This window comes from Pseudomonas sp. UF-293 (genome assembly GCF_058245595.1).
Genome location: NZ_JBSICA010000007.1, coordinates 91,781 through 117,447, shown reverse-complemented (window position 1 = coordinate 117,447; position 25,667 = coordinate 91,781). Strand labels below are relative to the sequence as shown.

The following is a 25,667-nucleotide window of genomic DNA, read 5'->3' as shown; positions in this document are numbered from 1 at the left end:
CCAGCCCCCTCAACATCACGCGCCACAGGTACGCAAATAACAACAGACAGATTTATCGAAACAGCAGGCGCAAGGCTTTGCGCATGTAAGACCAACGCCCGAGAATGCGCCAGTCGGCACGTAGCGCCTGCATGTAAAATGCTTTCGCCAATGCGTATTCGCCATGCGAATAGCAATCTCGAAACAATGACAGGCATCGTTGAGCGAGATATGCCTGACGCAAATCGTGAAACTCTCGCGGCATCCGCTGACTGGAAAAAACCTCAGCTACCACCTGCTCGGCACCCGCCGCCAGGCTCTGGCGCAAATCATGGCGCATGCTGTCGGCGTGCTTGTAAATGAGCGCCAGTGGCTGCTCGATCACCGTGCAAGGAAAGCGCGCCAGCACTTGGGCGAATACCGGCAAATCCTCAACGTTGCGCAGATGCTCGGGATAGTTGCCCGGCGCGAATACATCACGATGCATTGCGCAAGCCCCGTTGGAGATCGACACCGTCTTGTCCAGCAGATAGCCCCTGACCCGCTGGCGCAACGTTGCCGGCAGTGGTTTGACAGCCTGCAGGCTGCGCTTGCCACCGGAGAAGACCGACCAATGAGCGCCGATGATCATCCGCGTTTCAGGGTGACTGGCGATGTGTTGCGATAACGCCGCCAGAGCCCCGGGAGCCATCTCGTCATCTGCGTCAAGAAACACCAGAAACTGCCCGGTGGCTTCCTCTATCCCGCGATTGCGCACGCAAGACAATCCGCCGTTGCTTTGGCGTATGGCACGAAAACGCCCGGCATGTTCGGCCAGCAACGCTTGCACCACTTCAGGCGTCGCGTCAGTGGACCCGTCATCGATTACCAGCAGATCCGCCTTCGCTTCATGCAACTGCGCCAGCACCGACTCCACCGCACGCGGCAGCGATCTGGCGTAGTTGTATGCGGGGATCACGACGCTGATCAATGTTTCAGTCAAGACCGTTTCCTTGCACGCCGTCTTTGACGACAAGAATATCTTCCATGATCAGATACTGCAGGTCAGAACCGAAAAACATGTTCAGCGCATCGGTCGGCGAACAGATCATTGGCTCGCCACGACGGTTGAGCGACGTGTTCAGCGATACGCCATTGCCGGTCAGGTCTTCCAGCGCCTTCATCATGTCGTAGTAGCGCGGATTGTATTCACGCTTGAGGACCTGGGCCCGGGAAGTACCGTCCTCATGGACGACTTCCGGCACACGGGTCTTCCATTCTTCGGCCACTTCGAAAGTGAAGGTCATGAACGGCGCCGGATGATCGATCTTGATCATCTGTGGCGCAACAGTGTCGAGCATCGACGGGCAGAAAGGCCTCCAGCGCTCGCGGAACTTGATCTGATGGTTGATGCGGTCCGCTACACCGGGGATGCTCGGGCAACCGATGATCGAACGTCCACCCAATGCGCGCGGGCCGAATTCCATGCGCCCTTGGAACCAGGCCACCGGGTTGCCTTCGACCATGATTTTGGCAATCTCTTGCGGCATGTTGTCGAGCTTGCGCCAGGTCGGCTTGTTCTCGTGACGGGCACACGCGGCAATCACGTCTTCGTTGCTGTAAGACGGACCGAGATAGACGTGTTCCATCTTCTCGACCGGCACGCCACGGGCGTGCGACACGTAGGCTGCTGCGCCGACCGCGGTGCCGGCATCGCCGGACGCAGGCTGCACGAACAACTCCTTGATGTCGTCGCGGGCGATGATTTTCTGGTTCAGCTTGACGTTCAGCGCACAGCCACCGGCGAAAGCCAGTTTGCCGGTTTCCTTGAGCACATCGCCCAGGTAGTGGTCGATCATCTGCAACGCGAGTTTTTCGAACAGCGCCTGCATGCTGGCGGCGTAATGAATGTAAGGCTCGTCGGCGATATCACCTTCGCGTTTGGGCCCCAGCCACTCGATCAGCTTTGGCGAGAAATAAAAACCCTTGCCCTTTTCTTTATAACGACGCAGGCCGATGACGTTGGCGTAGTCGGTGTTGATCACCAGTTCGCCATTCTCGAACGAGGCCAGACGCGAGAAATCGTACTTGCTGGCATCGCCGTACGGCGCCATGCCCATGACCTTGAACTCGCCGTCGAGCATTTCAAAACCGAGGAATTCGGTGATCGCACCGTACAGTCCACCGAGGGAATCGGGGTCGAAGAATTCCTTGATCTTGTGGATCTTGCCGTTTTCGCCATAGCCGAAGAAGGTCGTGGCGTATTCGCCCTTGCCATCGATGCCGAGAATCGCGGTTTTCTCTTTGAAACCCGAGCAGTGATAGGCACTGGAAGCGTGTGCCAGGTGGTGCTCGACCGGCTCGATCTTGATTTTCTTCGGATCGAAGCCCAACTGCTCGAGGCACCAGACGATCTTGTTGCGATAGCGTTTGTAGCGACGGTTGCCCATCAGGATTGCATCGAGGGCGCGATCCGGGGCATACCAATAGCGCTTGGCGTAATGCCAGCGGGCCTTGCCGAACAGGCTGATCGGGGCGAATGGAATCGCCACCACGTCAACGTCGGACGGTTTGATGCCGGCTTGCTCGAGGCAGAATTTCGCCGACTCGTAGGGCATGCGGTTCTTTGCATGTTTATCGCGTACGAAGCGCTCTTCTTCAGCCGCCGCGACCAGCTTGCCGTCGATGTACAAGGCTGCGGAAGGATCATGGCTAAGGGCGCCGGACAGGCCAAGAATCGTCAATGCCACAGGGGTCTAGCCTCTTTAGTCTGCATGCAGGCGCGATGCGCCTTGAAAATTGATGTGCCCTCGCGCGGAGCGAGTGACAGCTAAAGGGCGGGATTATAGCGTAAACATGACGGGAATTACCTTGTGCGAATTGCCACCTGCACGATTGGTCCGAATCAGCAGGTTGAACGACTCAATAGCCGTCCCTGCGCCAGTAAATACTCAGATTTGAATCGGTAATCTGCCGATAGACCGTGTAAGGCAGCGAAAGCGTATCGAACACGGCGGACAGCGGTAGATCGAGCAACACGAAGGGCGCCAGCATACCGGTAGGATCGGGCGGCGCATTCAAAGTGCAAAAATCAAAGGCCAGGCCACTGTAGATGCGCGGAATCGACTGGCAGTAGGTTTTCTTTCTGCGCAAGTCACGGGCAGCATCGGCGTCGTCCTGTAAAACGGTCGAGACACTGCCACAGCCTGAGAGAATCGAAGACATTAAACCCAGCGTCAGAATTTTTTTCAGGCTCAAGATTCGCCCTCCAAGATCGTCAGGCAAATTAGCATCGAGTCCGCGCAGGGCACAGTTCATGGCTTCTGGAGAAACTGTAAGACACGTCGCTGCGTTTTGTCCGTTACTGCCCGCAGACTCGGATCCGCAGGGGATCGAATCCATCGCAGGAAGCGGCCTGCTCGCGAACAGGCGTCACCCCGCGCTCGAGACCTCTTTCGGCAGACGCTGATCAATGACCCGATACAACGCACTGCCTGGCGGCCAGTTGCGCATGAACCGCGCGCGATCCCGGGCGTAGGCCGGGGCAAAGCTGCTGACAGAGCCGTGCTGGCACATCGAGTCGAGATCGATCAACGCCCAGCGATCCGTTTGCCAGAACAGGTTGTGGCCCTTGAAGTCGCCATGACTGATGCGCTCGGCGATCAACCGGGCAAACAGTTGGTCCAGTGCCTGCAACTCGGCTTCCGGTGCCTCGCCATTCGCCACGTAGGGCGTGAAGCGCTCGATGATGTCCGGCCCGGGCAGGTACTCGGTGATCAGATAGGCGCTGCGACGCAGCCACAAAAAACGCTTTTCCAGCACCGCCAGCGGTTTCGGCGTGGCGATCCCGAGGAAGGCCAGACGATTGCCTTCGCGCCACGAATGCCAGGCCCGACTCGGACGCCAGAAGCGCTTGAGCCAGTGGGCGAAGCCCTTGATGTTGTAGCGCTTGATTACCAGCGTGCGCCCTGCGGCCTGAACCCGGCCGACACTCGCGGCACCGCCGGTCTTGTACAGATGCCCCTGGTCAAGCAAGGCGTCGGCCTGTTCGAGCACCGGCAGCATGGCGGCTTCTTCTTCGCGCCGAACGGCGCGCAGGGCGAATGCGCCGCGCTGAACAGCAAACAAGGTGCAGTCGCGGCCGACCTTGATCAGATAATCCCTGAGTCGCCAGCTACGGACCTTGTCGATCTGCTTCTGCAAGGCCTCCAGAGGCAGCGCATGCTCGCTATTGCTCAACAGGTAATACACCAGCAATTCTTCGGTGAATGGCTCGAGTGACTTGGGCAACTGGGCGAAAAACACGCCGAGATTTTCCAGCACTTTCTGCCGGGACAATGGCTGCCCAGCCGTTTCCGCACGCACCCCGGCACCATCGATCAGATACAGCTGGCCGCCGTAACGCAGCAGATTGTCCAGGTGCAAGTCTTCCTGCCAGAGCCCTTTGCCGTGCAGCCTGCCAATGGCGTCGAGCGCTGCGGCCAGCACGGCAGTCTGCTCATCGGCCAACGCTGGCAGCGACTCGACTCTCGCCCAGGCATCACCAAGGCTTTCGGCATCTTCGAGAAATTCAAAGAGCAGCCAGCCGCCCTCGCCCTCTTCCAGCCCGTCAACCAACAGCAGCGGCGTGGTCAGGCCCTGCGCAGCGAGTAGCCGCACGCCATCCAGCTCACGCTGAAAATGCCGGGCAGCCTTGCTGCCGACCAACAACTTGGCCAGCACCGGCCGGCCGCGCCAGACCCCGGCGCCGACGTAGCGCTGCCCAGGCAGCACACGCAGCAGGCTCAGCAACTGCAAATCCGCAGCCCCGGCTGCATCCGCCAGAGTCACAGTCAGCGGCAACGAGGGTGAGCGCCCGGATCGGGCCAGTTCGGACAAGCGCATCAGCGGGTCTCCTTGTGGCTGCGCCGTGCCGTTAGCCGATCGAGCCAGCGGTCGAGCAGCGAACTGTCAGTCGGCTGATCAAGATAGGCCGCGAGCAACTGGCGCAAGTCCGCCTCGCTCCACTGCGGCGAGCGGCGCTGCAACGGCTCCAGATCCTTGACCCGATCACGCGCGCCGAACAGCAACGGCCGGGTCTTCTCCAGATCAATCAGTTGCGCCTCGAAACCGTCGCCGGTGGCGCGCAAAAAAATGTGTTTGGGATAAAAGCAGCCATGCACCTGACGCATGCCGTGCAGACGCCGCGCCAGCAATCCGCAAGCCTTGAGAATCGCCGAATGTTGCGCGGCGCTGAGTTGCGCCCAGCATTCAAGCAACGAATCCAGATCGCTCCAGCCGTCCAGTGCGCGGGTCAGCAAAATCGCGCGCACTTCCCCATCAACCTTGCGCTCACCAAAAAACGCGGCCTGCAATGCCGGGATGCCAAGCTTGCGATAGCGGCTGATATTGCGAAATTCCCGGGCGAAGCTCGGCTCGCCGAGCGGTGCATGCAAGGTGCGGGTCAGATAGTTGCTCTGGCGCTTGAGGTAATAGCCCTGGCCTTCCAGGTTCAGACGAAACACGCTGCTCCAGCCGCCGCCAGAAGTGTTGGGCTCATCCACTGCTTCCAGCTGTTTGGCCCACAGCGCGTCGAAAGTACCGAGACCGTGGTGTTCCAGCAGCGCACGGTCCTGCTCGGCAATGAAATCAGTCATTCACGTCCCTCAAAAAATCTCACCACGTGCCGAATCCGTTTCTTGTCGGCGACATCGAGCCGATCGCACTGGCGGTATTGCTTATAGAAACGCAGGCGCTGGGTATTGGACAGGTGATATTTGGCCAGCTTGTCGAGACAGGCCAGGTCCTTGGTGATCCGGTACTTCAGCCAGAAGCCGCGCCAGAACTCGCCGTTAGGGCAATCGATGAGAAAGATACGCGCCTGATCGTCAATCAACAGATTGCGCCATTTCAGGTCGTTATGGGTAAAGCGGTGATCATGCATTGTCCGGGTATAACCGGCCAACTGCCGGCTGACGCCGTCGACCCAGGCGCGATCCTTGAGTTTGGGATCCTTGCGCTCGGCCAGCGCCGACAGGTCTTCGGTGTTGGGCAATTCGCGGGTGATCATTGCACCACGGTCGTAAGCCGCGCCGCGCCGCTCCAGTCCCCAGGCGACCACCTCGGCGGTAGGGATGCCCCACTTGGCGAAGCGCTTGAGGTTCTGCCACTCCATCTTCACCCGCGGCTTGCCGAGGTAGCGGCGCAGGCCCTTACCGGCGCCGACGTAGCGCTTGACGTAATAGTTGACGCCGTCGCGCTGCACGCGAATTACCTCAGAGAGCGGGTCGCGGGTCAGGCGTTCGCCCTGCAAGGCAAATACGGCTTCGAGGCTGCCGAAATCTTCGGCGAGGCTGCTGTACTGCGGTTCAAGTGTCCAACCCGCCATCAGAGCGCATCCCCGTAACGCTGTTTACGTTCGTAGAGCTTGTCGGCCTTGCCTTGCAGCCAGCTCAGCAGCGGCGCCTCTTCTGTCAGAATCTGCCGCAGCGGTTGCTGGAAATAGCCCTTGAGGAAACGCAGTTTGTCGCGGCGGGTCAGGCCGATGTCCAGCGCGGAGAAATACAGCGCCGCCAGATCCTTGTTGCGCCAGCGTTGAGTGATCTTTGCGCGGGTCTGGGCTCGGTGCAGATCGATCACCGAGAGTTTGAAATCCTGCGGCGTGACCGGTTTGTCGGTGTGCAGCAGGAAGTGGCAAATGTAGCAGTCACGGTGATTGACCCCGGCGCGGTGCATCATGCCGGTCATCCGCGCGACCTCGGCAATCAGCGCGCGCTTGAGTGCTGGCTCCGGTGGCTGCCTGACCCAGTCAATGCTGAAGTCTTCGAGGCTGATGGTCGGCGCCAGCTCTTCGGTGACAATGAAAGAATGCTGATCCGCGGGATTGCTGCCCTTCTCACCATAGGCGACGGCAGTCATGGTCGGCACGCCGACTTCTTGCAGGCGCTGGATGGCTTTCCACTCTTGCCCGGCGCCGAGCACCGGCAGCTTGGCGGTCAGCAGGTTCTTGAAGATTTCGCCCCAGCCGATGCCACGGTGGATCTTGACGAAAAAGCCATGCCCGTCGACTTCCGTACGCAATGTCCGGCGCGCTTCCAGCTCGCGGTATACCTCGCCCTCCAAGCCTTCGACTGCGGCGAACGGGTCGCGTCCGGCCCAAAGGCTTTTGAACGGTTCAGCCAGCATCAACTTCATTAAGCGTGCTCCGCCAGAATCACATCCGCCGCGTGCTGCGGCATGCTGTAGAGGTCGGCCGTCTCGGCGAAGGCCAGACCGTTGCGGCTCCAGGCCGCACGTGCAGCGTCGTTGCTCAACATCTCGGTCAGGTATTGCGTCAGCTGCGCCTGCTCGAACGGCTCGTCCAGCACTCGCCCGGCATCGGCCTCGGCAATGTAATGGGCGTAACCGCAGACCGCGCTGACCAACACCGGCAAACCGGCCACCAGCGCTTCAAGCAGCACGGTGCCGGTGTTTTCGTTGTAGGCCGGGTGGATCAACAGATCGGCACCGAGCAGGAAACGCGGTATGTCGCTGCGCCCTTTGAGAAAGGTCACATTGTCGCCCAGGCCCAGTGTCGCACTCTGCATCTGGAACAATTTGGGGTCATCCTGGCCGATTACAAACAGCCGGGTGCGTTTGCGCAATTCGGCGGGCAACCCGGCTAGCGCTTTGAGGCTGCGATCGACACCCTTGGTCTTGAAGCCGGAGCCGATCTGCACCAGCAGCAGTTCGTCGTCCTTGAGATTGAATTCAGCGCGGAAACCGGCGCGGATCTCATCGGCATTCGCCGGACGCCGACGATCCTGGGCAATGCCCGGCGGCAGCAGGTGGAAACGCTCAAGCGGCGTGTCGTAGTACTTGATGAACAGTGGCTGCTGCACTTCGGAAATCATCAGCACTTCGGTCTTCGCGTCCTTGGCGAACACCGCACGCTCGTACTCGGCGAAATGGCGATAGCGGCCCCAGCGGCGATACAGCGAGTTGCGCAGGTTCTGCGCCTTGTCTTCGAAGCAGCCATCAGCCGCGTAGTACACGTCCAGGCCCGGCATCTTGTTGAAACCGATCAGGCGATCGACCGGACGTTTGGCCAGATCCGCTGCCATCCACGCGCTGAGTTTCTCGTTGCGACGGTGATTGAAGAACGCCTTGACCGGCGCCACCAGCACTTCGAAACCCGGCGGCACGTCGCCTTCCCAGATCAGCGTGTAGACGCGAATCCGATGGCCGCGCTTCTGGCATTCGAGGGCTATGCGCATGAAATCGCGCTGCAAGCCGCCGAACGGGAAATATTTGTACAGGACGAATGCCAATTGCATCAGCGCAGCTCCTCAGCCATTAACAACGTGCTCAGTCGGCTCGCGACACGCTCGGGGTTCACACGCGTGAAGCACAAAGGCTGCTCGCGTTTCAGGTCAAACTGACGGGCATCCTGCTCGGTCGGTTGATAGATACATTTTTTCTGCATGCAGGGCGCGCACGGGAAGTCGCTGGCCAGATGAATCTGCAACTTGCCGTAGGCGCCGGTGAGGCCCGGATTGGTCGGGCCGAACAGCGAGATGGTCGGCACGTCCAGCGCAGCGGCGAGATGGCCGAGTCCGGTATCCACCGCCACGCAAGCCTGCGCGCCGGCGAGAACTTTGCCAACGCCAGCCAGATTGAGTTTCGGCAGCACTTCGGCGTGTTTGAAGCCGGCCGCGATGCGTTCGGCGCGGGCCTTTTCCTGTGGGTTGCCCCACGGCAACTTCACGCCAACACCCAGGTAGCCGACCCGCTCGGTCAGCTCGCGCCAGTAGATTTCCGGCCAGTGCTTGGTGTCCCAAGTGGTGCCGTGGAGGAATACCACGTAGGCGTTCTTGCGCGGCAACTCGACCAGTCGCTCGACGTTGAGGCCGTAATCGCCAAGGCCTTTGGGCAGGTCGTAACCCAGGGCGATGGCGAATAACTGTCGTACGCGCTCGACGGCGTGTTGACCACGAGCGACGGCGAGTTTGCGATCGTAGAAGCGTGCAGCCATCGGCTCGCGAGCCGAGGTTTTATCGAGGCCGGCCACCGGGGCTTTGACGTAGCGGGTCAGCCAGGCACTTTTCAGCAGGCCTTGAGCGTCGATCACCAGATCGTATTTATTGGCGCGCACACTTTGCTTGAAGCGTTTCCACTCGCCGCTGGTGATAGTTTTCCACAGACTCTTGCGCCAGCGGCGGACCGCGACCGGAATCACTTTATCGACCGCCGGGTGCCAGCTCGGAATCTCGGCGAAACCCTCTTCCACCACCCAGTCGAACTTGATGCCCGGGATCGCGCGCGCAGCGTCGGTCAGCGCCGGCAACGCGTGAATCACGTCGCCCAGCGATGAAGTCTTGATCAGCAGTACCCGCAAGTTAATGAACCTCGACCACGGAGCCCTGCAACTTCTGCAAGGCATCGTTGACCGCGTCCGGCATCAACTGGCGCAGGCAGTTGTAATGGCCGAACCGGCAAGTACGATCGAAACACGGACTGCATTCGATGCCCAGACGCACGATCTCGACCTGCTCGGCCAGCGGCGGGGTGAAGCCCGGCGAGGTCGAGCCGTACACAGCGACCAGCGGACGATTCAGCGCCGCAGCGACATGCATCAGGCCGGAATCGTTGGACACCACGGAATCGGCACAGGACAGCAGGTCGATGGCCTCGGCCAGCGAGGTACCACCGCTGAGGTTGACCGACTCTTCGCGCAGGCCCGGGATCAGCCGGGCGCGAATGTCCTCGCCGACCGCGTGATCGTTTTTCGAGCCGAACAGCCACACCTGCCAGCCTTCGCGAATACGCGCTTCGGCGACCTTGGCGTAGTGCTCGGACGGCCAGCGCTTGGATTCGCCAAACTCGGCGCCGGGGCACAGGGCCAGGACCGGGCGGTCGAGGGTCAAACCGAATTTGGCCAGTGCCGCTTCGCGGGTCACCGGGTCGATTTGCAGACTCGGGCGCGGGTACGGCTTCGGCAATTCAGCGTTCGCTTCATAGGCCAACGCCATGAAACGCTCGATCATCAGCGGATAGCGTTCTTTGTCGAGGGTGCGCACGTCGTTGAGCAGACCGTAGCGGAATTCGCCGCGCCAGCCGGTGCGCTTGGGGATGCCGGCGAAAAACGGCACCAGTGCCGATTTCAGCGAATTGGGCAACAGGATCGCCTGATCGTACTGGCCGCGCAGGGACTTGCCGATGCGCCGGCGCGTCGCCAGTTCCAGCGCGCCATGGCCGAGCGGGAAGCTCAAGGCCTTGCGCACTTCGGGCATGCGCTCGAGGATCGGCCGGCTCCATTCGGGCGCCAGCACGTCGATTGCGCATTGCGGGTGGCGCTGTTTGAGACACTGAAACAGTGTCTGCGCCATCACCATGTCACCGACCCAACTGGGCCCAACGATCAGAATATTCATGTAGTTTCCAAAAACGAACCGGGGAGGCATTTACGCCTCCCCGCCTCGATAATTCTACAAACACTGTAGATCTACTGTGGGAGCGGGCTTGCCCGCGATGAGGTCTTCACATTCAACATTATTGTCGTCTGATACTCCGCTATCGCTGGCAAGCCAGCTCCCACAGGGTTTTGCATCTGTTTCAACATCTGCATTTCAGCGCAGATCACTGTGGGAGCGAGCCTGCTCGCGAATGGGCCAGTACATTCAAAACAAATGCTGACTGACACTCCACCTTCGCGAGCAGGCTCGCTCCCACCTGTTGAATCTCACTGCCTTCATTGGCGCCTTTCAGCTTAGCCCCAACTCCTTCCAGATCCGCAACACCTGTTGCCGCTCTTCGACAAACTGATCCCCGGTTATCACGCCTGCGTCTTTCTGCAAAGCCTGCCGATGGGCGGCGGAGCGGTAGGCCTTGTAGGCCTCGCGCAACAGACTGGCATCTTCGGCGGGCATCAGCCCTTCGTGCTCCAGCTCTTCCAGAATGCGGATGTTATCGGTCCAGCGCAGCAGCGGCGGATGGCTGTGCGACCACGCCAGGGCCGCGTATTGCACCATAAATTCAATATCGACGATACCTCCGGCGTCCTGCTTGAGGTCGAACGGCACGCCCGCGTCGAACGCATTCGCCGCCGTGCCGGCCGCGGTGCTGCGAGTGCCGAGGTTGTCGCGCATCTTCGTGCGCATCTCGCTAACTTCCTGTTGCAGTTTGGCCAGATCCCTCGGTTTGCCCAACACCTGCGCGCGGACTTTTTCGAAGGCCTGGCCAACATCCTGACTGCCCACCAGCACCCGCGCGCGCACCAGCGCCTGATGCTCCCATGTCCAGGCTTCATTTTCCTGATAGCGCGCGAATGCGCCGAGGGAACTCACCAGCAGCCCGGAAGCGCCGGAAGGACGCAGGCGCATATCCACTTCATACAGCTGGCCGGAGTTGGTCTGCGCCGTGAGCAGGTGAATGATCCGCTGCCCCAGGCGCGTGAAGAACTGCGCGCCATCGATGGATTTCGGCCCATCGGTTTCCGCCTGCGGATCGCCGTCATGGATGAACACCAGATCCAGGTCCGAACCATGCCCCAATTCGATACCACCGACTTTGCCATAACCGACAATGATGAAACCGGGATCGCACAGCGTGCCGTCGGTGCGCAGCGGCGTGCCGTACTTGGCCACAGTCTGCCGCCAGGCCAGGGCCAGCACTTGTTCGAGAATCGCCTCGGCCAGCCAGGTCAGATAATCGCTGACCTTCATCAGCGGCAGGCTGCCAGCGATTTCCGAAGCGGCGACACGCAAGCGGTGCGCCAGTTTGAAATGACGCAAGGCTTCCATTTGCTGCTCGAGGTCGTCCTCGGGAATGCGTGTCAGCCGCTCGCGCAACTCGGCCGCCAGTTCCGGCGCCAGCGGTGGCTTGAACAGCCGGCCTTCGTTGAGCAATTCGTCGAGCAGCAGCGGGAAACGCGTGATCTGCTCGGCAATCCACGGGCTCGCCGCACACAGGGTCAACAGGCGGCGCAGCGCACCGGGGTTTTCCGTGAGCAAAACCAGATACGCCGAGCGCCGCGCCACCGCTTCCACCAGCGGCAGCACGCGCTCGAGCACCAGATCAGGATTGTCATGCTCCACCGCCTGCGCGAGCAGTCGCGGAATAAATGCATCGAGACGCTCGCGCCCCAGCCGCTGCATCGCGCGCAATTGCGGACTGCCGCGCAAACCGGCCAGCGCCTTCAGCGCTTTGCCGGCATCGACGAAACCGCCCTCCTGCAACTGCCGGCACGCGGCCTCTTCGTCCTGTTCTTCCTCCCACAGCGGCAGCCATTCACCGCCAACCACCACTTCGCTTTCGCTGCCCTCATCCTCGTCGGGATCGGCGATCACCTGGGCGAAATGCCAGGCCACGCGCCCGCGCCAGTACATCAACTGTTCATGGAAGGCCGGCCAATCGGAGTAGCCAAGCATGAAAGCGATGCGCGCCTGATCCTGGGCGCTGTCCGGCAGCATTTGCGTCTGACGGTCGGCAATCGCTTGAATGGCATGTTCGGTGTAACGCAGAAACTCGTACCCTTCGCGCAACTCGCTGACCACCGCCGGCGGCAGATAGCCCTGCCCTTCCAGCGTGCTCAGCACCTTTAATAGAGGACGCTGTTGCAGGCTCAGGTCGCGGCCACCGTGGATCAACTGAAAGGCCTGAGCGATGAACTCGACCTCGCGGATGCCGCCGGAGCCGAGCTTGATGTTGTCGGCCATGCCCTTGCGCCGCACTTCCTGCTGGATCAGTTGCTTCATGGTGCGCAGTGCTTCGATCGCCGAAAAATCCAGGTAACGGCGGTAGACGAACGGCCGCAGCATGTCGAGCAACTGCGCGCCGGCGACCTGATCGCCAGCCACTACTCGCGCCTTGATCATCGCGTAGCGTTCCCAGTCGCGGCCCTGATCCTGGTAATACTGCTCCAGCGCGTTGAAGCTGAGCACCAGCGCACCGGACGATCCGTATGGGCGCAGGCGCATGTCAACGCGGAAAACGAAGCCGTCGACGGTCATCGGGTCGAGTGCCTTGATCAGACGCTGGCCGAGGCGAATGAAGAATTCCTGATTGTCCAGCGAGCGTTTCACGCCGACGGTTTCGCCGCCTTCGGGGTAGGCGAAGATCAGATCGATGTCGGAAGACAGATTCAGCTCGACCGCACCGAGCTTGCCCATGCCGAGGATGACCATCTGCTGCGGCTCACCGCTGCGCCGACCGGTCGGCGTGCCGAACTGCTCGCAATGACGGCTGTACAGCCATTGATAAGCCTGATCGATGGTCGCGTCAGCCATGTCCGAGAGGTCGCGGCAGGTCTGCACCAGATCGGCCTGGCGGGTCAGATCGCGCCAGATGATCCGCACCTGATGGCGTGCGCGCTGGCGGCGCAGGGCACGGCCAAGTTCGTCTTCGCTCTGCGCGTTGTTCGCGGCGGCGGCGATCTGTGCGCACAGTTCGCCGGGCGCAAACGCCCGATCAAGTTCGCCGGATGCCACCAGCGCCAGCAACATCAAAGGGTCACGAATGCTCTGTTCAATGACAAATTCGCTGGCGGCAGTGACGCGGGCGAATTGCGCCCAGCGCTCCGGCGTCCAGCTCGACAGGCCGTGATCGTCCTCGAGGGCGGCGACGGACGTACGGAACGACTGCTCGGATCGGCTGACCAACGGCAGGAGAATGGCGGGCAGTTCGGCAAGCACGGGCAGGGTCATGGTCTATCCTTGATCGGCGTATAAAGGGCCGCTTGTAGTGAATGATGAAAACCCGCTACGTGAAGGACTGTCGAACAAAAGTTAGAAATAGCTGAAATTTCTTCTTCTTTGGCATCCAGCATCAAACTTTCACCTTATTCGGATGGAAATCGACCCGCCTTAACGATTATTCTCACAACGCAGTCGGAGGCCACAAGCCTTTCATCTGTAGTTTTACTACTCGTCTATACATTCGAAAGGCTGAAATGCCGGAAGATTTGTAGTAAAACTACACGCCGCCGGAACAACCTGTCGGCAATCCAAGAATTTTAAATCGTCTGCCCACAAGGCCAGTCGCAAACTCAGGCAACCGATTCTGGAAGCCTTTCCGCCCTGGAGCAAGCCATGCAAGACCTCGATCCCGTCGAAACCCAGGAATGGCTGGACGCCCTGGAATCGGTTCTCGACAAAGAAGGCGAAGACCGTGCTCACTATCTGATGACCCGTATGGGCGAACTCGCGACCCGCAGCGGCTCGCAGCTCCCTTACGCGATCACCACGCCTTACCGCAACACGATCCCCGTTACCCACGAAGCACGCATGCCTGGCGACCTGTTCATGGAACGCCGCATTCGCTCGCTGGTACGCTGGAACGCGATGGCCATGGTAATGCGCACGAACCTGCGAGATTCGGACCTGGGTGGTCACATCTCCAGCTTCGCTTCCAGTGCGACCCTGTATGACATCGGCTTCAACTATTTCTTCCAGGCCCCGACCGACGAACACGGCGGCGACCTGATCTACTTCCAGGGCCACACCTCGCCAGGCGTTTACGCCCGTGCATTCATGGAAGGCCGCATCACCGAAGACCAGATGAACAACTTCCGTCAGGAAGTCGATGGTCAAGGCCTGTCTTCCTATCCGCACCCTTGGCTGATGCCTGACTTCTGGCAGTTCCCGACCGTATCGATGGGTCTGGGTCCGATCCAGGCGATCTACCAGGCGCGCTTCATGAAGTACCTGGAGCATCGCGGTTTCATCCAGCCGGGCAAACAGAAAGTCTGGTGCTTCCTGGGCGACGGCGAGTGCGACGAGCCGGAATCCCTGGGCGCGATCTCCCTGGCCGGCCGCGAGAAGCTGGACAACCTGATCTTCGTCATCAACTGCAACCTGCAGCGCCTCGACGGCCCGGTTCGCGGCAACGGCAAGATCATCCAGGAACTCGAAGGCGTGTTCCGTGGTGCTCAGTGGAACGTGACCAAAGTCATCTGGGGCCGTTTCTGGGACCCGCTGCTGGCCAAGGACGTCGACGGCATCCTGCAACGCCGCATGGACGAAGTCATCGACGGCGAGTACCAGAACTACAAAGCCAAAGACGGCGCGTTCGTTCGCGAGCACTTCTTCAACACGCCTGAACTCAAGGCAATGGTTGCCGATCTGTCCGACGACGAGATCTGGAAACTCAACCGTGGCGGCCACGACCCGTACAAGGTCTACGCGGCGTACCACGAAGCGGTCAACCACAAGGAACAACCGACCGTCATCCTCGCCAAGACCATCAAGGGTTATGGCACCGGTGCCGGCGAAGCGAAAAACACTGCGCACAACACCAAGAAAGTCGATGTCGACAGCCTGAAGTTGTTCCGCGACCGCTTCGACATCCCGGTCAAGGACGAAGAGCTGGAGAACCTGCCGTTCTTCAAGCCAGAGCCAAACAGCGCCGAAGGCCGCTACCTGGCCGAGCGTCGTGCCGCCCTGGGCGGTTTCGTGCCACAGCGCCGCGCGCAGAGCTTCAGCGTACCGACTCCGGATCTGGACACCCTCAAAGCCATCCTCGATGGCTCGGGCGACCGTGAAATTTCCACCACCATGGCTTTCGTGCGAATCCTCGCGCAACTGGTCAAGGACAAGGAAATCGGCCCGCGCATCGTTCCGATCATCCCGGACGAAGCCCGTACCTTCGGTATGGAAGGCATGTTCCGTCAGTTGGGTATCTACTCCTCGGTCGGCCAGCTCTACGAGCCAGTCGATAAAGACCAGGTGATGTTCTACAAGGAAGACCAGAAAGGTCAGATCCTTGAAGAAGGCATCAACGAAGCAGGCGCCATGAGCTCGTTCATCGCTGCCGGTACTTCGTACTCCAGCCACAACCAGCCGATGCTGCCGTTCTACATCTTCTACTCGATGTTCGGCTTCCAGCGTATCGGCGACCTGGCCTGGGCCGCTGGCGACAGCCGTACCCGTGGCTTCCTGATCGGCGGCACCGCCGGCCGTACCACCCTGAACGGTGAAGGCCTGCAGCACGAAGACGGTCACAGCCACCTGCTGGCCGCGACCATCCCGAACTGCCGCACCTACGATCCGACCTACGGCTACGAGCTGGCGGTGATCATTCAGGACGGCATGAAGAAGATGACCGAAGAGCAACAGGACATCTTCTACTACATCACCGTGATGAACGAGTCGTACCAGCAGCCAGCCATGCCGGCCGGTGCCGAAGAAGGCATCAAGAAAGGCATGTACCTGCTCGAGGAAGACACTCGCGATGCGGCGCATCACGTTCAGCTGATGGGCTCCGGTACCATCCTGCGCGAAGTGCGTGAAGCGGCGAAGATCCTGCGTGAAGAGTTCAACATCGGCGCTGACGTGTGGAGCGTTACCAGCTTCAACGAACTGCGTCGCGACGGCCTCGCCGTAGAGCGCAGCAACCGTCTCAAGCCTGGCCAGAAGCCGAAGCTGAGCTACGTCGAAGAGTGCCTGAACGGCCGCAAGGGTCCGGTCATTGCTTCTACCGACTACATGAAGCTGTTCGCCGAGCAGATCCGTCAGTGGGTACCGTCCAAGGAATTCAAGGTCCTGGGCACCGACGGTTTCGGCCGCAGCGACAGCCGCAAGAAACTGCGTCATTTCTTCGAAGTCGACCGTCATTTCGTGGTGTTGGCAGCCCTGGAAGCACTGGCTGACCGTGGTGATATCGAACCTAAAGTGGTGGCTGAAGCCATCACCAAGTTCGGCATCGACCCGGAAAAACGCAACCCACTGGACTGCTGAGGAGACATTTTGTGAGCGAACTCATTCGCGTACCTGACATCGGCAGCGGTGAAGGTGAAGTAATTGAACTGTTTGTGAAGGTCGGCGACCGCATCGAAGCCGACCAGAGCATCCTGACCCTGGAATCGGACAAGGCCAGCATGGAAGTGCCGGCCCCGAAAGCCGGCGTCATCAAAAGTCTGAAAGTGAAGCTGGGCGACCGTCTGAAAGAAGGCGACGAACTGCTCGAGCTGGAAGTCGAGGGCGCTGCTGAAGCGGCCCCTGCGCCGGCCGCTGCTCCTGCGAAAGCCGAAGAGAAACCGGCTGCCGCCCCTGCTGCTGCCGCGCCTGCCGCTGCCCCTGCTGCCGCTTCGGTTCAGCAAGTGCACGTGCCGGACATCGGTTCGTCGGGCAAGGCACAGATCATCGAAATCCAGGTCAAGGTCGGCGATAGCGTCGAAGCCGATCAATCGCTGATCACCCTGGAATCCGACAAGGCGAGCATGGAAATCCCGTCGCCTGCCGCTGGCGTGGTCAAGGCCATCAGCGTCAAGCTCAACGACGAAGTCGGCACTGGCGACCTGATTCTGGATCTGGAAGTGGCGGGTGCTGCGGCCCCGGCTGCCGCCGCTCCGGCTCAGGCTGCTGCGCCTGCTGCTGCCGCTGCGCCAGCCCCGGCTGCTGCTCCGGCTGCACCGGCCGCTGACAGCGTTCAGGACATCCATGTCCCGGACATCGGTTCGGCCGGCAAGGCGAAGATCATCGAAGTACTGGTCAAGGCCGGCGATACCGTCGAAGCCGATCAGTCGCTGATCACTCTGGAATCCGACAAGGCCAGCATGGAAATTCCATCGCCTGCCGCCGGCGTGGTCGAAAGCGTTTCGATCAAGCTGGATGATGAAGTCGGCACCGGCGACCTGATTCTCAAGCTCAAAGTCAAAGGCGCGACACCTGCTGCTGCCCCGGCTCCGGCTGCTGCACCAAGCGCGCCGGCACCTGCTGCTGCTGCTCCAGCCGCCGCTGCACCTGCTGCCGCTCCAGCCGCAGCGCCGGCTGCTACACCAGCGAAACCGGGCGCCAAAGTTCACGCCGGCCCTGCCGTGCGTCAACTGGCCCGTGAGTTCGGCGTCGAGCTTAGCGCCGTTGGCGCCAGCGGTCCGCACGGTCGCATCCTCAAGGAAGACGTGCAGGTTTACGTCAAGGCGATGATGCAGAAGGCCAAGGAAGCACCGGCCGCTGCTGGCGGCGCTACCGGTGGTGCGGGGATCCCGCCGATCCCGGTGGTCGATTTCAGCCGTTTCGGCGAAATCGAAGAAGTGCCGATGACTCGCCTGATGCAGGTCGGCGCTGCCAACCTGCACCGCAGCTGGCTGAACGTGCCACACGTCACGCAATTCGACTCGGCGGACATCACCGAGCTGGAGGCCTTCCGCGTTGCACAGAAAGCCGTGGCCGAGAAGGCTGGCGTCAAGTTGACCATCCTGCCGCTGCTGCTCAAGACCTGCGCGCATTTGCTCAAGGAGCTGCCGGACTTCAACAGTTCGCTGGCGCCAAGCGGCAAGGCAATTATCCGCAAGAAGTATGTGAACATCGGCTTCGCCGTCGACACTCCGGATGGCCTGCTGGTGCCGGTCATCAAGAACGTCGACCAGAAGAGCCTGCTGCAACTCGCTGCCGAAGCGGCTTCGCTGGCTGAAAAAGCCCGCACCAAGAAGCTGTCCTCGGACGAGATGCAAGGCGCCTGCTTCACCATTTCCAGCCTCGGCCACATTGGCGGCACCGGCTTCACGCCGATCGTCAACGCGCCGGAAGTGGCGATCCTCGGTGTGTCCAAAGCAACCATCCAGCCAGTCTGGGACGGCAAAGCGTTCCAGCCGAAGCTGATGTTGCCATTGTCGCTGTCCTACGATCACCGCGTGATCAACGGCGCGGCAGCCGCACGCTTTACCCAGCGTCTGGGCAGCCTGTTGGGCGACATCCGCACCATCCTGCTGTAACCCAAAAGGCCCTCCGGCAACGGAGGGCCTTTTGCTGCACCCTTTCGAGCGCCACACGCTCGTACCTCAACCCCGTCAATTGACGGGGCTTTTTTTTGCCTGAAATAAACCGGGCCGCGCCCCTTTCCTACAACCCGTGCTGACATCGGCCACAGGCCTGGTCCACTTAACGCCAATATTTTCCGCCGCCGGCCAACTAACCTCTGCTCAGGAAAGTTGCATCAACGCACCCCGCTTATTTAATTCTTGTTTATTCAAATCTCGAACGGAATCGATCATGTTCAAACCGACTATCGGCCCCATTGTGGGGCACACCACAACTAACGAAGTACGCATTTTCATTCGCGGCGAACAACAGGACAAAAAACGTGTATTCGCCGGAGTTCGTGCTCGCAAAGCCGGCGCGGAAAAATGGTCCAACAGCGTATTTGCACTTTTGAATCCGGCCAATGACATGTCGGGTGTACTGGTATTGCAGGATCTCGAAGCCGATTGTGAATACGAATACCAGGCCGGTTGCTTAAGCCCGATGAATCCGGTGCATACCATCGACACGGTGGTCGAGTTTCCATTGCAATGGCCGCGTCAGCTCTACCGCTTTCGCACCCGAACTGCGCATGGTAACCAGCCCCGAGGCTTCATCGTCGGTTCGTGCCGCTATCTGCGGATCACCGCAGGCATTGTTTCCCTGCCGCAACTGGGCGATCGGATCTTTGGCTCGATCAGTCAACTGATCGAAAACAGTCAGGTACCGGTCAGTGCGGTAATCATGACCGGCGATCAAGTTTATGTAGACGACTTGAATATCATTGCACCGGACCGCGAAGCCAAAGACATTCTGAAGAAGTATCGAACAGCATTCTCGCAACCGAATATTCAAAAACTGATGTCCAATACATCGACTTATATGATGCTGGACGATCATGAGATCGAAGATAACTGGCCCGCCAATGCCAAAGCTGCGGATATGGACTTATATCGCAACGCCATGGCGGCTTATGAACTTTATCAAGCCAGCCACAGCCCGGTTTATGCATGTAATGAGGAGGGCCAGATAGACCGGGATACCTTGAAGCATTACTGGTATCAGTTTGGCGACAGCGATATCGCCTGGTTCGTTACCGACAGTCGCACCCGGCGCAACCTGTCGAAGGATGACCGCCGCATTCTCGACATCGAGCAGGAACAGACGCTGCTGGAATGGCTGCTCCACACCCCGGCACGGGTGAAGTTCGTGGTGACCAGTGTGATGTTCTATCCCGATCGCAAACTCAATGGCGACGACGCCTGGAAGGCGTTCCCCGAACAGCGCCTGCGTCTGCTCGAAACCATTCGCACCCATCGGATCAAAAACGTCGTGTTCGTCTCCGGCGACGTCCATGGCTCGCTGACCAGTCGCTTGACTCACAGCGCAGATGCCGATTTCGAAGTGCGTACCATCGTGTCGTCACCGCTGCACAACAGCAAACTGTTGCCGTATGCCAAAGCCTCGACATTCATCCTCGATCAACCGTTGGCGCGTACTGCGGCCGGGGATTATCGGCACGAGCTGACCAGTGCCGTGGTGAGTCAGGACAATTTTGCTCATGTGGTCGTGGAGGCAGATCAGATATTGGTCAATTACCATGACCGCGATGGCAGGAAGCTGCAGTCGATCAGTATGAAGTTGCGCTGAAACACCCGAGGATCGCAGCCTTCGGCAGCTCCTACACCAGGCGCATTACCCTGTCGGGGCGGCGTGAAGCTGCGATCTTTTGCTCATTTCAGTCATGCACTGGAGAAATGTTCACTGCAGCCGACATATTCTTATAGCACTTGGCCTTCATCTCTCTTGTCAGTCGGTGCCGCAATGATGCAACCTTGCCGCAGCCAACAGACAAGAGGGCGAGAGCCCGGCGCATTCAGCATATTTCCAAGCGAGTTCCCTTCATGAAGAGCCAACCCGATGCCGCCAGCCGTATGGCGGCCGAGGTAGTGACGCAGTTGCCTGTGCCCTCGCGGCTCGGCATGCTGCGTTTCGAGCGCTTGAATGAAGCCAGTTGGGCGATGCTGTTTCTCGATCCCAACTGCGAGCGCCAGTTCGGCCAGCCGGCCGTCGAGCTCTGCGCTCTGGTCGGCTCGCCCTACGCCAGCCTGATGGAGCCCGAAGCGCGCTATCAACTGCACGACGCGATCCAGCAGCAGTTGAGCAAAGGCGCGCATTACGTGGTGCGCTACACCCTGCACACCGCCGCCGGCGCGTTGAACATCCTCGAGCTCGGCGAAGCCTACAAACAGCACAACCGGCATTTGCTGCGCGGCTACCTGCTGGCGGTCGACGAGGTGTTCGACGAAACCCAGGCGCTGCCATCGGTCGACCTGGAAACCCAGAATTCGCGCCTGCAAATCGCCCTTGAGCTGAACCAGCGTGCCCAGCAGGAACAACTGCAGCATCTGGAACGCGTGCGCGCCCAGCAGGATCTGATTCTGCTGCTCGCACGCCAGCGCTACAGCACGCACAACTCGCTGCAGGAAGCCGCCGAGCTGATCACCCGCTGCGCCTGCGACATCTACGAGATCGACTGCGCCAGCCTGTGGAACCTCGAAGGCCAGCGCTTGCTGCCGATCTCCGCCTATCATCGTGCGACCCAGGAATACCTGCTGCCGGAGCCGATCGATATCAGCGGCTTCCCCGATTACATGGAAGCGCTGCACAGCAGCCGCGCCATCGATGCGCACAATGCCATGCACGACCCGCGCACCCGCGAGATGGCCGAGGCGATGCGTCCGCGTGACGTTAATGCCATGCTCGACGCCAGCATTCGCGTCGACGGGCAAGTGGTCGGCGTGTTGTGTCTGGAACAGACCGGCGTGACCCGCGCCTGGCAGTCCGACGAAATCGCCTTTGCCGGTGAACTGGCCGACCAGTTCGCGCAAGTGATCAACAACCACAACCGTCGCACCGCCACCAGCGCCCTGCACCTGTTTCAGCGCGCGGTCGAGCAAAGCGCCAACGCCTTTTTGCTGGTCAACTGCGACGGTGTGGTCGAGTACGTCAACCCGAGCTTCACCGCGATCACTCAATACACCACCGAGGAAGTCCACGGTCAGCGCCTGTCGGAATTGCCAGCGCTGGAAAACCTCAGCGAGCTGCTATTCGACGCGCCCTCGGCGCTGGCCCAGAGCAATAGCTGGCAGGGTGAATTCAAGAGCCGCCGGAAAAACCTCGAACCCTACTGGGGGCAGTTGTCGATTTCCAAGGTCTATGGCGACAACCGTGAGCTGACGCATTACATCGGCATCTACGAAGACATCACCCAGACCAAACTGGCGCAGCAACGTATCGAGCGCCTGGCCTATACCGACAACCTGACCAACCTCGGCAATCGTCCGGCATTCATCCGCAATCTCGATGAGCGTTTTGCCCGTGACAGCGATGCGCCGATCAGTCTGTTGCTGGTCGACATCGACAACTTCAAGCGGATCAACGACAGCCTCGGCCACCAGACCGGCGACAAACTGTTGATCAGCCTCGCCCGGCGCCTGCGCAACAGCCTCAGCCCGAGTGGCAGCCTGGCACGTTTTGCCAGTAACGAATTCGCCGTGTTGCTCGACGACACCGATCTTGAAGCCGGGCAGCAGATTGCCAGTCAGTTGCTGATGACCCTCGACAAGCCGATGTTCGTCGACAACCAGCTGATCAGCGTCACCGGCTCCGTGGGCCTGGCCTGCGCGCCGCTGCACGGGCGCGACCCGCAGACCCTGATGCGCAACGCCGGCCTGGCGCTGCACAAGGCCAAGGCCAACGGCAAACACCAGTTGCAGGTGTTCACCGAAGCGCTGAACGCCGAAGCCAGCTACAAACTGTTTGTCGAGAACAACCTGCGCCGCGCCCTCACGCAGAACGAACTGGACGTGTTCTACCAGCCGAAACTGTGCCTGCGCAGTGGACGTCTGCTGGGTATGGAGGCGCTGTTGCGCTGGAACCACCCGGAGCGCGGCATGATCCGCCCAGACCAGTTCATCAGCGTCGCCGAAGAGACCGGCCTGATCATTCCGATCGGCAAGTGGATTGCCCGACAGGCGTGCCGCATGAGCAAGTCCCTGACCGCCGCCGGCCTGGGCAATCTGCAAGTGGCAATCAATCTGTCGCCGAAACAGTTCTCCGATCCGGATCTGGTCGCCTCGATCGCCAACATCCTCAAGGAAGAAGCGCTGCCGGCCAATCTGCTCGAACTGGAGCTGACCGAAGGCCTGTTGCTGGAAGCCACCGAAGACACGCATTTGCAGCTCGACCAGCTCAAGCGCCTCGGCCTGACCCTGGCCATGGATGACTTCGGCACCGGTTATTCATCGCTGAGCTATCTGAAGAAATTCCCGATCGACATCATCAAGATCGATCGCAGCTTCATCCATGAAATTCCGGACAACCAGGACGACATGGAAATCACCTCTGCAGTCATCGCCATGGCCCACAACCTCAAACTCAAGGTCGTCGCCGAAGGCATCGAAACCGCCGAGCAACTGGCGTTCCTGCGCCGGCATCGTTGCGACGTCGGCCAGGGTTATCTGTTCGACCGACCGATTCCGGGCGATGAGCTGATCAAAGCGCTCAAGCGCTACCCGCGCGGCCCGCTCTGTCTCTAACCCCGCTACCCCATTCTCGCCATAACATGCCGTCCCCTGTAGGAGCTGCCGAAGGCTGCGATCTTTTGATCTGGTTTTTAAAAAGCAAAATCAAAAGATCGCAGCCTTCGGCAGCTCCTACATTGGGTAGTGATTAACTCGGCATCATTCGGCACACTGGCGGTCTGACTTTTTACCTCCAACCTGACTGAGAGGAACGCTCATGGTTCTGCGCTCGGAAATTCTGGTGAACAAAAACGTGCTTCCAACCAAAGAACAAGCCCTGCCCGGCCGCGAAACCCCGATGACCCTGCCGGAAAAACACTTCGTCTTCGAAGACACCCCGCTGCTCGGTCCATTCTTTCAGGACGTCGACTTCGCGATTTTCGGTCTGGGTTGTTTCTGGGGCGCGGAACGACGCTTCTGGCAGCGCGAAGGCGTGGTCAGCACAGTCGTCGGTTACGCCGGCGGTTTCACCCCGAACCCCACGTATGAAGAAGTCTGCTCGGGCCTGACCGGCCACGCCGAAGTGGTATTGGTGGTGTATGACAAGGCCCAAGTCAGTTACGAAGAACTGCTGGCGATGTTCTGGGAACTGCACAACCCGACTCAGGGCATGCGTCAGGGCAACGACATCGGCACCCAGTACCGCTCGGTGATCTACGCGACCACCCCGGAGCAACTGGATGCGGCACTGAAGAGCAAAGACGTGTATCAGGCTGAACTGGCCAAGGCCGGTCTGGGTGAAATCAGCACCGAGATCGACCAGGCCCCGACCGTGTACTTTGCCGAGGCGTATCACCAGCAGTATCTGGCGAAGAACCCTGAAGGTTACTGCGGGATTGGCGGCACCGGCGTGTGCATGCCAGCGAGCCTGGCGGGTAACTGACCCTTTAAAGCAAAAGATCGCAGCCTTCGGCAGCTCCTACAGGAGATCAGTGATCGTCCGCACATTGGTGGACGACGCCGAACTGGGTAGGAGCTGCCGCAGGCTGCGATCTTTTGATCTTGCCGTTGATCAACTCTCGGCAATCAACCAGTCCATCTGCCACCCGCCCTGGGTCTGCCCCAGCTTCTTCGACAACCACGGCAGCAACTCACGCAATTCTTCCTCCAGCCCCCACGGCGGATTGGCGATCGCCAGCCCGGAACCGTTCAGGCTGTTCGGCGTGTCCAGCGGATGCACCAGCAGCTCCACACGCAGCAACTTCGGTGCACCCGTGCCTGCCAGGTCCTGATAGAAACGCCGCAGTGCACGCTGATCCTTGACCGGATACCAGATCGCAGCCACGGTCTGGCGCATGCGGCCGATGGCTTCTTTCATAGATGCCGCACAACGTTGCATCTCATCGAGCTGCTCGAACGGCGGATCGATCAGCATAACCGCGCGCTTCTCCTGCACCGGCAACATTGCCCGCGCCACATGCCAGCCCTCGCCCAGATGCACTTTCACCCGCCGATCGCCAGCCATGTTGTCCTTGAGCAGCACGCCGTCTTCCGGGTGTTTCTCGTTGAGCATCACGCGATCCTGCGGCCGCGTCAGACGCCGCGCCAGCTCCGGCGACCCCGGGTAATAGCGCAACTGGCCATCCGGGTTCATCTCGTGCAGCACCTTCATGTAGTCGGCAGTCAGCGCCGGCAGGTCCGGCTGATCCCACAACCGCGCAATGCCTTCCAGGTACTCGCCGGTACGATTGGCCTGATCGCCCTGCAAGTCATACAGGCCAATGCCGGCGTGCGTGTCGAGATAGGCAAACGGCTGCTCCTTGCGCGACATCAGGGCGATGAGGCGGGTCAAGGTCAGGTGTTTGAACACATCGGCGTGATTGCCGGCATGGAAGGCGTGACGATAATTCATGGCTGCTCCTGCGAGGGCCGCAAAGTTTACCTTTTACCGGGCGGCAAGTCAGGGGTTCGCAGCCGAGCGGGCCTCAACATCAAAAGATCGCAGCCTTCGGCAGCTCCTACACGGGATAGGCGCTCACTCTGCCGAAGGCTGCGATCTTTTGATCTTCAGGCGGGCAAGCTGCGCAGGCGCTTGCCGATGACGTCCAGCACATCACAGCCATCGCGCAGTGGAATCGCGCACAGCAATGCAAAGTCGCTGAGGATCACGGAGTCGCATTCGATCGAGCCGCGCATGCACATGTTTTCCAGGACCTGGACCACGGCGCGGATGCGATAGTTGGCAGCGTCCATGAGGATGTCGAGGGGCACGTGGGTGTCGATGAACAGGCTGGGCATGTCGCTGCAATTGCCGGTGAGGGCCATGAAGCGGTTGTCGGGGTGAGGGGTGATTTTTTCGTAGGGTGAATCAGTATGCATATTGGTCATTTTCCGGGTCCCATGATTGATAAATGTGAGCCGCCATCACACCTTCCTACGGGTTAGGGTGGCAGCTGTGCGCAGGAGTAGGAACCGAGCAATCATGGACCTC

19 protein-coding genes are annotated in these 25,667 nt (G+C 60.2%); 5 read left to right on the top strand and 14 right to left on the bottom strand.

Annotation, left to right across the window (positions count from 1 at the left end; genetic code table 11):
• Positions 1–52: 52 nt before the first annotated feature.
• The 12 genes from AC4IHP_RS10545 to AC4IHP_RS10490 all read right to left on the bottom strand — a co-directional run bounded on the left by AC4IHP_RS10545 (position 53) and on the right by AC4IHP_RS10490 (position 13,741).
• Complete coding sequence (locus AC4IHP_RS10545) at positions 53–961, bottom strand: glycosyltransferase family 2 protein (RefSeq protein WP_490831653.1); 909 nt, start codon at positions 959–961, stop codon at positions 53–55.
• Positions 954–2,708, bottom strand: a complete 1,755-nt coding sequence (locus tag AC4IHP_RS10540) for a carbamoyltransferase family protein (protein WP_490831652.1) — start codon at positions 2,706–2,708, stop codon at positions 954–956. The genes AC4IHP_RS10545 and AC4IHP_RS10540 overlap by 8 nt, the downstream gene beginning before the upstream one ends.
• Before the next feature lie 172 nt (positions 2,709–2,880).
• The gene (locus AC4IHP_RS10535) at positions 2,881–3,183 is read right to left on the bottom strand and encodes a YceK/YidQ family lipoprotein (protein WP_460125234.1); all 303 of its coding nucleotides are present in this window, start codon (positions 3,181–3,183) and stop codon (positions 2,881–2,883) included.
• A gap of 207 nt (positions 3,184–3,390) precedes the next feature.
• On the bottom strand, positions 3,391–4,842 hold the full coding sequence (locus AC4IHP_RS10530; protein WP_490831651.1) for a lipopolysaccharide kinase InaA family protein: 1,452 nt from the start codon (positions 4,840–4,842) through the stop codon (positions 3,391–3,393).
• On the bottom strand, positions 4,842–5,594 hold the full coding sequence (locus tag AC4IHP_RS10525) for a lipopolysaccharide kinase InaA family protein (protein ID WP_490831650.1): 753 nt from the start codon (positions 5,592–5,594) through the stop codon (positions 4,842–4,844). Before AC4IHP_RS10525 ends, AC4IHP_RS10530 begins: the two co-directional genes overlap by 1 nt.
• The gene (locus AC4IHP_RS10520; RefSeq protein ID WP_490831649.1) at positions 5,591–6,325 is read right to left on the bottom strand and encodes a lipopolysaccharide kinase InaA family protein; all 735 of its coding nucleotides are present in this window, start codon (positions 6,323–6,325) and stop codon (positions 5,591–5,593) included. The genes AC4IHP_RS10525 and AC4IHP_RS10520 overlap by 4 nt, the downstream gene beginning before the upstream one ends.
• Positions 6,325–7,131: a lipopolysaccharide core heptose(I) kinase RfaP gene (rfaP, locus tag AC4IHP_RS10515; RefSeq protein ID WP_490831648.1), complete on the bottom strand. Its 807-nt coding sequence runs from the start codon at positions 7,129–7,131 to the stop codon at positions 6,325–6,327. The genes AC4IHP_RS10520 and rfaP overlap by 1 nt, the downstream gene beginning before the upstream one ends.
• Complete coding sequence (locus AC4IHP_RS10510; RefSeq protein WP_460123289.1) at positions 7,131–8,252, bottom strand: glycosyltransferase family 4 protein; 1,122 nt, start codon at positions 8,250–8,252, stop codon at positions 7,131–7,133. The genes rfaP and AC4IHP_RS10510 overlap by 1 nt, the downstream gene beginning before the upstream one ends.
• Positions 8,252–9,313 carry a lipopolysaccharide heptosyltransferase I gene (gene waaC / locus AC4IHP_RS10505; RefSeq protein ID WP_490831647.1) on the bottom strand — a complete coding sequence of 354 codons (1,062 nt, stop codon included), beginning with the start codon at positions 9,311–9,313 and terminating at the stop codon, positions 8,252–8,254. Before waaC ends, AC4IHP_RS10510 begins: the two co-directional genes overlap by 1 nt.
• 1 nt (position 9,314) lies before the next feature.
• Entirely contained in the window at positions 9,315–10,349 is a 1,035-nt protein-coding gene (gene waaF, locus AC4IHP_RS10500; RefSeq protein ID WP_122881210.1) for a lipopolysaccharide heptosyltransferase II, read from the bottom strand.
• Positions 10,350–10,679: 330 nt separating this feature from the next.
• Positions 10,680–13,619, bottom strand: a complete 2,940-nt coding sequence (gene glnE, locus AC4IHP_RS10495; RefSeq protein WP_490831646.1) for a bifunctional [glutamate--ammonia ligase]-adenylyl-L-tyrosine phosphorylase/[glutamate--ammonia-ligase] adenylyltransferase — start codon at positions 13,617–13,619, stop codon at positions 10,680–10,682.
• Positions 13,616–13,741: a hypothetical protein gene (locus tag AC4IHP_RS10490; RefSeq protein ID WP_301291621.1), complete on the bottom strand. Its 126-nt coding sequence runs from the start codon at positions 13,739–13,741 to the stop codon at positions 13,616–13,618. The genes glnE and AC4IHP_RS10490 overlap by 4 nt, the downstream gene beginning before the upstream one ends.
• A 262-nt stretch (positions 13,742–14,003) precedes the next feature.
• Between AC4IHP_RS10490 and aceE the strand changes: the two genes are divergently transcribed.
• From aceE to msrA, 5 genes are all read left to right on the top strand, one after another.
• Complete coding sequence (gene aceE / locus AC4IHP_RS10485; RefSeq protein ID WP_460123278.1) at positions 14,004–16,649, top strand: pyruvate dehydrogenase (acetyl-transferring), homodimeric type; 2,646 nt, start codon at positions 14,004–14,006, stop codon at positions 16,647–16,649.
• An 11-nt stretch (positions 16,650–16,660) separates the two neighbouring features.
• On the top strand, positions 16,661–18,625 hold the full coding sequence (gene aceF / locus AC4IHP_RS10480; protein WP_460123275.1) for a dihydrolipoyllysine-residue acetyltransferase: 1,965 nt from the start codon (positions 16,661–16,663) through the stop codon (positions 18,623–18,625).
• 277 nt (positions 18,626–18,902) lie between these two features.
• Entirely contained in the window at positions 18,903–20,300 is a 1,398-nt protein-coding gene (locus AC4IHP_RS10475; protein WP_490831703.1) for an alkaline phosphatase D family protein, read from the top strand.
• 254 nt (positions 20,301–20,554) lie between these two features.
• Positions 20,555–23,251 (top strand): putative bifunctional diguanylate cyclase/phosphodiesterase, encoded by a 2,697-nt coding sequence (locus AC4IHP_RS10470; protein WP_490831645.1) that lies wholly within the window; start codon positions 20,555–20,557, stop codon positions 23,249–23,251.
• A gap of 202 nt (positions 23,252–23,453) precedes the next feature.
• Positions 23,454–24,119 carry a peptide-methionine (S)-S-oxide reductase MsrA gene (gene msrA, locus AC4IHP_RS10465; protein WP_110602670.1) on the top strand — a complete coding sequence of 222 codons (666 nt, stop codon included), beginning with the start codon at positions 23,454–23,456 and terminating at the stop codon, positions 24,117–24,119.
• A 129-nt stretch (positions 24,120–24,248) separates the two neighbouring features.
• Here msrA and AC4IHP_RS10460 read toward each other — a convergent pair whose 3' ends face one another.
• Positions 24,249–25,088 (bottom strand): 23S rRNA (adenine(2030)-N(6))-methyltransferase RlmJ, encoded by an 840-nt coding sequence (locus AC4IHP_RS10460; RefSeq protein WP_016772007.1) that lies wholly within the window; start codon positions 25,086–25,088, stop codon positions 24,249–24,251.
• Between the two features lie 155 nt (positions 25,089–25,243).
• Complete coding sequence (locus AC4IHP_RS10455; RefSeq protein ID WP_325715862.1) at positions 25,244–25,564, bottom strand: hypothetical protein; 321 nt, start codon at positions 25,562–25,564, stop codon at positions 25,244–25,246.
• Between the last annotated feature and the right edge of the window lie 103 nt (positions 25,565–25,667).

Excerpts from the sequence above, each read along its gene's own strand:
- AC4IHP_RS10535 (WP_460125234.1), bottom strand. The coding sequence starts at position 3,183 with ATGTCTTCGATTCTCTCAGGCTGTGGCAGTGTCTCGACCGTTTTACAG.
- AC4IHP_RS10530 (WP_490831651.1), bottom strand. The coding sequence starts at position 4,842 with ATGCGCTTGTCCGAACTGGCCCGATCCGGGCGCTCACCCTCGTTGCCG.
- AC4IHP_RS10525 (WP_490831650.1), bottom strand. The coding sequence starts at position 5,594 with ATGACTGATTTCATTGCCGAGCAGGACCGTGCGCTGCTGGAACACCAC.
- AC4IHP_RS10520 (WP_490831649.1), bottom strand. The coding sequence starts at position 6,325 with ATGGCGGGTTGGACACTTGAACCGCAGTACAGCAGCCTCGCCGAAGAT.
- rfaP (WP_490831648.1), bottom strand. The coding sequence starts at position 7,131 with ATGAAGTTGATGCTGGCTGAACCGTTCAAAAGCCTTTGGGCCGGACGC.
- AC4IHP_RS10510 (WP_460123289.1), bottom strand. The coding sequence starts at position 8,252 with ATGCAATTGGCATTCGTCCTGTACAAATATTTCCCGTTCGGCGGCTTG.
- waaF (WP_122881210.1), bottom strand. The coding sequence starts at position 10,349 with ATGAATATTCTGATCGTTGGGCCCAGTTGGGTCGGTGACATGGTGATG.
- glnE (WP_490831646.1), bottom strand. The coding sequence starts at position 13,619 with ATGACCCTGCCCGTGCTTGCCGAACTGCCCGCCATTCTCCTGCCGTTG.
- AC4IHP_RS10490 (WP_301291621.1), bottom strand. The coding sequence starts at position 13,741 with ATGCTGGATGCCAAAGAAGAAGAAATTTCAGCTATTTCTAACTTTTGT.
- aceE (WP_460123278.1), top strand. The coding sequence starts at position 14,004 with ATGCAAGACCTCGATCCCGTCGAAACCCAGGAATGGCTGGACGCCCTG.
- AC4IHP_RS10475 (WP_490831703.1), top strand. The coding sequence starts at position 18,903 with ATGTTCAAACCGACTATCGGCCCCATTGTGGGGCACACCACAACTAAC.
- AC4IHP_RS10470 (WP_490831645.1), top strand. The coding sequence starts at position 20,555 with ATGAAGAGCCAACCCGATGCCGCCAGCCGTATGGCGGCCGAGGTAGTG.
- msrA (WP_110602670.1), top strand. The coding sequence starts at position 23,454 with ATGGTTCTGCGCTCGGAAATTCTGGTGAACAAAAACGTGCTTCCAACC.
- AC4IHP_RS10460 (WP_016772007.1), bottom strand. The coding sequence starts at position 25,088 with ATGAATTATCGTCACGCCTTCCATGCCGGCAATCACGCCGATGTGTTC.
- AC4IHP_RS10455 (WP_325715862.1), bottom strand. The coding sequence starts at position 25,564 with ATGACCAATATGCATACTGATTCACCCTACGAAAAAATCACCCCTCAC.